Source organism: Serratia montpellierensis (assembly GCF_020858655.1).
Classification (GTDB): domain Bacteria; phylum Pseudomonadota; class Gammaproteobacteria; order Enterobacterales; family Enterobacteriaceae; genus Serratia; species Serratia montpellierensis.
The window spans coordinates 320,078-328,393 of sequence record NZ_VOSN01000015.1 but is presented as its reverse complement, the minus strand read 5'-3'; the positions used below and the strand labels follow the sequence as shown (position 1 = coordinate 328,393).

The window sequence follows — 8,316 nt, the reverse complement described above, 5'->3', positions numbered from 1 at the left end:
CGAAGCCTGCGAGAAGGCCGCCAGCAGTTTATGTGTCGACTGGGTTTCGTAGATGACCTTACCGGGCACCCGCTCGCCGCTCATGCCGCTCTTGCCGTCGTAAATCGGATGGAAGTTGGTGTAAGGCACCCAGGCGGAGTCGAAGTGGATCGATGGCACCTCCAGCGTCTGCTTGATGTAGTCGGTGTTGTACAGCAGGCCGTCATAGGTGGAATTGGTGATCACCGCATGCACCGGCCAGGTGGCGTTCGGGGTCTCCTGCACCCGGGCGTCGATGCTGGCGCGGGTAAACTCGCGCTGCGGAATGCCGCCGAGAATGCCGTAGGCGTTGCGCAGCGGGCGCAAATAGATCGGTACGATATCGCTCATCATCAGCAGGTGGCACAGCGATTTGTGGCAGTTGCGGTCGATCAGCACCGTGCTGCCCGCCGGCGCTGAATACATGCCGACGATTTTGTTGGCGGTGGAGGTGCCGTTGGTGACCAGGTAGCTCTGCTCGGCGTTGAAGGTGCGCGCGATATACTCTTCGGCCTCGAGGTGCGGCCCGGTGTGATCCAACAGCGAGCCGAGCTCGGTGACCGAAATCGAAATGTCGGCCTTCAGGGTATTGGCGCCGAAAAAGTCATAGAACAGGCAGCCCACCGGGCTTTTCTGGAACGCGGTGCCGGCCATGTGGCCCGGCGTGCAGAAGGTGTACTTCCCTTCGCGCACGTAGTTGAACAGCGCCTTGGTCAGCGGCGGCGTAATGGTATCAATATATTCTGCGGTGTACTGCTGGATGCGCTGCGCGATATCGTCCGCCGCATTCAGGCCATACTCGAAGAAATAGAGCACCATGCGCATTTCATGCAGGCTGACGTCGAAGGTGGAGTGGGTATTGATAAAGGCGTACAGCGGTAGGTATTCGTTCAGCTCGTTGATCTCGCTGCACAGCTCCAGGCTGTAGTCGTCCCAGTCGAAGATCACCCCACAGATGCGGGCATTGGCTTCGATCAGCTTCAGCAGGTCACCGCTGTTTTTGGGGTACACCAGTTGGAAACCCATGGTGGCCAGCGCAGCGTGGAGCTCGCGGATCGGCTCATCTTTGTAGTAGACGCCCGTCGGGCCCATGATGGCGATGATATTCATCGGCAGCTCCTGTCAGTTAACGGCCAAGTCTCTATAACACCACGAAAATCCGGCGGTGTGTAGCCAAAAAAAAACCGCCCGGAGGCGGTTTCTTGCAGCGAAGAACAGAACTCAGCAGTAGCCGTAGTTCATCAGACGCTGGTAGCGACGGTTGAGCAACTCTTCGTCGTTCAGACCATCCAGATCTTTCAGATCGGCCAGCAGCTGCGCTTTCAGCGCGGCAGCCATCGCCGGCACGTCGCGGTGTGCAGAACCCAGCGGCTCCGGGATCACCGAGTCGATCAGCTTCAGCTCTTTCAAACGCGGTGCGGTAATGCCCATCGCTTCTGCGGCCAGCGGCGCCTTGTCGGCGCTCTTCCACAGGATAGAAGCACAGCCTTCCGGCGAAATCACCGAGTAGGTGCTGTACTGCAGCATGTTCACCTTATCGCCCACGCCGATCGCCAGCGCGCCGCCGGAGCCGCCTTCGCCGATGACGGTGCAGATGACCGGGATGTTCAGACGCGACATCTCACGCAGGTTGCGCGCGATGGCTTCTGACTGGCCGCGTTCTTCCGCACCCACGCCCGGATAAGCACCCGGGGTGTCGATAAAGGTGATCAGCGGCATCTTGAAGCGGGCGGCCATTTCCATCAGGCGCAGCGCCTTACGGTAACCTTCCGGCGCCGGCATGCCGAAGTTGCGGCGGATCTTCTCTTTGGTTTCACGGCCTTTCTGGTGCCCGATGATCATCACCGGGCGGCCATCCAGGCGCGCAATGCCGCCGACGATCGCTTTGTCGTCAGCGTAAGCGCGATCGCCCGCCAACTCTTCGAAGTCGGTAAAGATGTGTTTGATATAATCCAGGGTATAAGGACGGCGCGGGTGGCGTGCCAATTGGGCAATCTGCCAAGCCCCAAGATCGGCAAAAATCTTGCGCGTCAGCTCAACGCTCTTTTCACGCAGGCGCTGAACCTCTTCGTCCAGATTAATATCCAATTTTTCGTCTTGACGGCTGACTGCAGTCAGCGAGTCAATTTTCGCTTCCAGCTCTGCAATCGGCTGTTCAAAATCAAGAAAATTCAGACTCATAGCATTCCTATTTTAGTCAAATTCCAAGTCCACCTGCTCATTGCCTACCAACGTCCGCAAGTCTATCAACAAGCGGTCGGTGGGCGTCACGCGCCAGGTTGCGCCAAAACGCAGCTTGGCTCGTGCATCTTCCCGTTGATAGTAGAGATGCACTGGAATCGTCCCCGATCGATGGGGTTCCAACGACTGACGGAGACGGTTCAAAAGCTGGTCATCAATTTGCCTGTCAGTCAGCGAGATAGCAAGCCCGCGAGCGTATTTTTCCCGGGCTTCACTGATGTCCATTACCTCGCGGGCCATCATTTTAAGCCCACCGCTAAAGTCATCAAAGCTGACCTGTCCACTGGCGATAAGGATACGGTCTTTTTCCAACAAATGCTGGTATTTTTCTAACGCTTCGGTGAATAGCATCACTTCCAGACGGCCCGAACGGTCATCCAGCGTGCAGATGCCGATACGGTTGCCGCGCTTGGTCACCATCACCCGCGCGGCGACCACCAGCCCGACGGCGGTAGTCATTTTGCCCCGATCCGTCGGGTGCATGTCTTTCAAACGCTGGCCACCGGCGTAACGTTCGATTTCCTTCAGGTACTGGGTGATCGGGTGGCCGGTCAGGTATAGCCCCAGCGTCTCCCGTTCACCGTCCAGCACCACCTGCTCCTGCCAGGGGGCGATATTGGCGTAGGACTGCTCCACCTGCTCCGGCGCCTCCGCCAGCACGCCAAACATATCCACCTGGCCGATAGCTTCGGCTTTCGCATGCTGATCCGCCGCTTTCAACGCGTCGCCGAGCGAATTCATCAGCGCGGCGCGGTGCGGCCCAAGGCGATCGAACGCCCCGGACATGATCAGTTTTTCCAGAATGCGGCGGTTCAGTTTCTTGATGTCGGAGCGCGCGCAGAGATCGAACAGGTCTTTGAAGTAACCCTGTTCGCCGCTGTTGCGCGCCTCGATAATGGCCTCGATCGGCCCCTCCCCCACGCCCTTGATGGCGCCGATGCCATAAACGATCTCGCCGTCGTCGTTGACGTGGAAGTGATACAGGCCGCTGTTGATGTCCGGCGGCAGGATCTTCAGCCCCATGCGCCAGCATTCGTCCACCAGCCCCACCACTTTGTCGGTGTTGTCCATATCGGCGGTCATCACCGCCGCCATAAACTCGGCCGGATAGTGCGCCTTCAGCCACAGCGTCTGATACGACACCAGCGCATAGGCGGCGGAGTGCGATTTGTTGAAGCCGTAACCGGCGAACTTCTCCACCAGGTCGAAGATTTTCACCGACAGTTCGCCGTCGATGCCGCGCGATTTCGCGCCGTCTTCAAAGCCGCCGCGCTGCTTGGCCATTTCGACCGGGTTCTTTTTACCCATCGCACGGCGCAGCATGTCCGCGCCGCCCAGGGTATAGCCGGCCAACACCTGGGCAATCTGCATCACCTGTTCCTGATACAGGATGATGCCGTAGGTCGGTTCCAGCACCGGCTTGAGCGACTCGTGCTGCCACTGAATGTCCGGGTAGGAGATCTCTTCGCGGCCGTGCTTGCGGTCGATGAAGTTATCCACCATCCCCGACTGCAGCGGCCCCGGACGGAACAGCGCCACCAGTGCGATCATGTCTTCGAAGCAGTCGGGCTTCAGACGTTTGATCAGATCTTTCATGCCGCGCGATTCAAGCTGGAACACCGCCGTAGTTTCCGAGCGCTGTAGCATGTCGAAGCTTTTCTTGTCATCGAGCGGGATGGCGGCGATGTCGATCGGTTCCAGCCCGGTCTTGGCGCGCCGGGCGTTGATCATTTCCAGCGCCCAGTCAATGATGGTCAGGGTACGCAGGCCGAGGAAGTCGAATTTCACCAGCCCGGCGTATTCCACGTCGTTCTTGTCGAACTGGGTCACCGGGTGGTGCCCTTCGGCATCGCAGTACAGCGGCGCGAAGTCGGTGATCTTGGTCGGCGCGATCACCACGCCCCCGGCGTGTTTACCGGCGTTGCGCGTTACCCCTTCCAGCTTGCGCGCCATGTCGATCAGCGCCTTGACCTCTTCGTCGGCCTCGTAAATCTCCGGCAGCTGCGGTTCGGCGGCGAAGGCTTTTTCCAGCGTCATGCCCGGATCCGGCGGCACCAGTTTGGAGATGCGATCGACGAAGCCGTACGGGTGCCCCAGCACCCGGCCTACGTCACGGATAACCGCTTTCGCCGCCATGGTCCCGAAGGTGATGATCTGCGATACCGCTTCGCGGCCGTACATCTCCGCCACGTGCTCGATCACCTGATCGCGCTTCTCCATGCAGAAGTCGACGTCGAAGTCGGGCATCGAGACACGTTCCGGGTTCAGGAAGCGTTCGAACAGCAGGTCGAACTCCAGCGGATCGAGATCGGTGATTTTCAACGCGTAGGCCACCAGAGAACCGGCGCCGGAACCGCGCCCCGGGCCCACCGGCACGTTGTTGTCCTTCGACCACTGGATAAACTCCATCACGATCAGGAAGTAGCCGGGGAACCCCATCTGGTTGATCACCTTCAGCTCAACGTCCAGACGCTCGTCGTATTCCGGGCGGCGCTGCGCACGCACTTCGGGATCGGGGAACAGGAACTCGAGACGCTCCTCCAGCCCCTCTTTCGATTTGAGTACCAGGAAATCCTCGGTGCTCATGTCGCCAGTCGGGAACTGCGGCAGGAAGTATTCGCCGAGGCGAATGGTGACGTTACAGCGTTTGGCGATCTCGACGCTGTTCAGCAGCGCTTCCGGGATGTCGGCGAACAGCTCGCACATCTCGTCTTCGCTGCGCATGTATTGCTGCGGGCTGTAGTTACGCGGCCGTTTGGGATCGTCCAGCGTAAAGCCGTCGTGGATGGCGACGCGAATTTCATGGGCGTCAAAATCGTCTTCCACCAGGAAACGCACGTCGTTGGTGGCCACCACCGGCAAGCCGCGCTCGGTGGCCAACGTCACCGCCGCATGCAGATAGTTCTCTTCGTCCGGGCGGCCAGTGCGGATCAGTTCCAGGTAGTAACAGTCCGGAAAGTGCTGCTGGTAGAAGTCGAGGCATTGCTCCACCTGCGCCTGGTTGCCGCGCAGCAGGAATTTGCCGACGTCGCCCTGACGCGCGCCGGAAAGCAGAATCAGCCCTTCGCGATGTTCAATCAGCCAGTCGCGATCGATGGTTGGGCCGGCGGCGCCGTAGCCACGCTGATAGGCGCGGGAAATCAGCAGCGTCAGGTTCTGGTAGCCTTCGTTGTTGCTGGCCAGCACCGTCAGCTGAGCCAGTTCGTCGCCCAGCTCTTCGCTTTGCACATGGAAATCCGCGCCGATGATCGGTTTGATCCCGGCGCCGTGCGCGCTGCCGTAGAACTTCACTAGCCCGCACAGGTTGGTGAAATCGGTGATTGCCAGAGCAGGCATGGCTAACGCGGCGGCTCTTTTCACCAACGGCGCGGTCTTGGCCAATCCATCAATCATGGAGTAGTCACTGTGGACGCGCAGGTGAATAAAACGAGGTTCGGCCATCTCCAGATACCTGATTGAAGGGGCTCAGCAGGCTGAGCCCGGGTTAATGCTATCGTCGAGCCTGGTCAACCAGGCCCGCAGACTACAGCGCCAGCGCCCTTTTCACCGGCGCGAAGCTGCGGCGGTGGTGCTCGGTAGCGCCCAGCGCGGCCAGCCGCTCTAGGTGGAGGGCGGTCGGGTAGCCTTTATGCTGCGCGAAACCGTAGTCCGGGAACTCGCTGTCCAGCTCGGCCATTTCGCGATCGCGCGTGACCTTCGCCAGAATGGACGCCGCGCTGATCTCCGCCACGCGGCTGTCGCCCTTCACCACCGCCTGCGAACGCATCGGCAGCTTCGGGCAACGGTTACCGTCGATTAAAACCATGTCCGGCGCGATATGCAACCCGGCCACCGCGCGCTGCATCGCCAGCATGGTGGCGTGCAAAATGTTCAGCTGGTCGATTTCCGCCGGCTCGGCGCGCCCCAGGCTCCAGGAGAGCGCCTTGGCAACGATTTCGTCATACAGCGCCAGGCGGCGTTTTTCACTGAGTTTCTTGGAGTCCGCCAGCCCGACGATCGGCTGTGCCGGATCGAGGATTACGGCGGCGGTAACCACCGCGCCAACCAACGGGCCACGGCCCACTTCGTCCACACCGGCAATCAGCGTGGCAGTGGGATAGATAAAGGGTTCAATCATGCTTTCGCCAGCTCCAACACAGCCTGAGCGGCCTGTTCGTCAGCACCGCAACGGATGCTTTGGTGCAAGGTAAGGAAAGTCTGTTTCAGCGCTTCGGTTTCCGGGCTCTCTTCGAGCAGCGGCATCACGGCGGCGGCCAGCTTGTCCGGCACGCAGTCATGCTGCAGCAGCTCGGTGACGATTTCGCGCCCCGCCAGCAGGTTCGGCAGCGAAACGTAAGGCGTTTTCACCAGCTTCTGCGCCAGCCAGAAAGTGAACGGCTTCATGCGATAGCCCACCACCATCGGACACTTGGCCAGCATGCACTCCAGCGCCGCGGTGCCGGACGCCAGCAGCGCCGCGTCGCTGGCGATCATCGCCTCGCGCCCCTGGCCGTTCAGCAGGTGTACCGTCAGATCCGGCGCAACTTCCGCCTTGATGCGCTCAAACTGCTCGCGCCGTTTGGCGTTAACCAGCGGCACCACCACTTCCAGCTCGGGATACCGCGTGCGCAGCAGCTGCGCGGTTTTGAGGAAGTCGGCGCTCAGCATCTCGACTTCGGCACCGCGGCTGCCCGGCAGCAAGGCCAGGCAGCGCGCCTGCGGAGCGATACCCAGTTGAACGCGCGCCGCCAGCCGATCGGGCTGCAGCGGCATGGCGTCCGCCATGGTATGGCCGATAAACCGGCAAGGCACGTTGAAGCGATCGTAAAACGCTTTTTCGAAAGGGAGAAAGGCCAGCACCAGATCGGTGGCTTTGCCAATTTTGAAAACGCGCTTTTGCCGCCAGGCCCACACGGAAGGGCTGACGTAGTGAATGGTGCGGATGCCGCGCTGCTTGAGGCGACCTTCCAGCGTGATGTTGAAGTCCGGCGCGTCGATGCCGACAAACACGTCCGGCCGCAGTTCGCCGAAGCGGCGGGTGAGATCCTTGCGGATCTTCAACAGGCGTGGCAAGCGTTCGAGCACTTCCACCACGCCCATGACCGCCAGCTCTTCCATTTCGTACCAGGCTTCGCAGCCTTCGGCCTGCATCAGCGGGCCGGCGACGCCAACGAAACGCGCGTCGGGGATCTGCGCCTTGAGCGCGCGGATCAAACCGGCGCCGAGAATGTCACCGGAGGTTTCTCCGGCGACCAATCCGATAGTCAATGGACGATTCGACATAACTCAGCGAATGATGCCGCGGGTAGAACGGGTGAAGAAATCGAGGTACTGCTGCACCACCGGCTGCTCTTTGGCCAGGGCTTCGATTTCCGCTTTCGCTTCATCCAGCGTTTTCTCGCTGCGATACAGGATTTTGTAGGCATTGCGGATCGCCTGCATTTCATCCTTGTCAAAACCGCGACGCTTCAGGCCGACCGCGTTGACGCCGAACGGCGTCGCGTGGTTGCCCTGCGCGATGACGAAAGGAGGCACGTCCTGAGCGACGCCGGAACAACCGCCTACCATCACATGCGCGCCGATAATGCAGAACTGATGGATCGCCGTCATGCCGCCAATGATGGCGTGATCGTCGATTTCCACATGCCCCGCCAGCGTGGCATTGTTGGCCAACACGCAAGAATTGCCGACCACACAGTCGTGGGCAACGTGCACATTGACCATCAGCAGGTTATCGTTGCCCACTTTGGTCAGGCCGGTGCCCTGCGCGGTGCCGCGGTGAATGGTGACGCTTTCGCGGATGCGGTTGCGATCGCCCACTTCAACGCGCGTCGGTTCGCCTGCGTATTTCAGATCCTGATTCACTTCACCGATGGAAGCGAACTGATAAATCTGGTTATCGCAGCCAATCTTGGTAATGCCGTTCACCACCACGTGGGATTTCAGCACCGTGTCGGCGCCGATTTCCACCTGGGAGCCGACATAGCAGAAAGGGCCGATATGCACGTTGGCGCCGATCACGGCGCCCTCTTCGACTATCGCGCTAGGATGGATAAAGGCGGTTTGGTCAATCACGGA

General features: G+C 60.2%; 6 protein-coding genes. All 6 read right to left on the bottom strand.

Annotation, left to right across the window (positions count from 1 at the left end; translation table 11 throughout):
• Positions 1 to 1,128: Orn/Lys/Arg decarboxylase N-terminal domain-containing protein (locus FUU19_RS18195; RefSeq protein ID WP_304622319.1), on the bottom strand; the 1,128-nt coding region annotated here is incomplete at its 3' end.
• A gap of 111 nt (positions 1,129 to 1,239) precedes the next feature.
• A complete protein-coding gene (accA, locus tag FUU19_RS18190) occupies positions 1,240 to 2,199 on the bottom strand; it encodes an acetyl-CoA carboxylase carboxyl transferase subunit alpha (protein WP_019455765.1) in 960 nt (319 codons plus the stop codon).
• A 12-nt stretch (positions 2,200 to 2,211) separates the two neighbouring features.
• The gene (gene dnaE, locus FUU19_RS18185; RefSeq protein ID WP_141966986.1) at positions 2,212 to 5,700 is read right to left on the bottom strand and encodes a DNA polymerase III subunit alpha; all 3,489 of its coding nucleotides are present in this window, start codon (positions 5,698 to 5,700) and stop codon (positions 2,212 to 2,214) included.
• Positions 5,701 to 5,782: 82 nt separating this feature from the next.
• The gene (gene rnhB, locus FUU19_RS18180; RefSeq protein ID WP_141966984.1) at positions 5,783 to 6,376 is read right to left on the bottom strand and encodes a ribonuclease HII; all 594 of its coding nucleotides are present in this window, start codon (positions 6,374 to 6,376) and stop codon (positions 5,783 to 5,785) included.
• Complete coding sequence (gene lpxB / locus FUU19_RS18175; protein WP_230491010.1) at positions 6,373 to 7,521, bottom strand: lipid-A-disaccharide synthase; 1,149 nt, start codon at positions 7,519 to 7,521, stop codon at positions 6,373 to 6,375. The genes rnhB and lpxB overlap by 4 nt, the downstream gene beginning before the upstream one ends.
• Before the next feature lie 3 nt (positions 7,522 to 7,524).
• Positions 7,525 to 8,313 (bottom strand): acyl-ACP--UDP-N-acetylglucosamine O-acyltransferase, encoded by a 789-nt coding sequence (gene lpxA, locus FUU19_RS18170; RefSeq protein WP_230491009.1) that lies wholly within the window; start codon positions 8,311 to 8,313, stop codon positions 7,525 to 7,527.
• Positions 8,314 to 8,316: the final 3 nt, after the last annotated feature.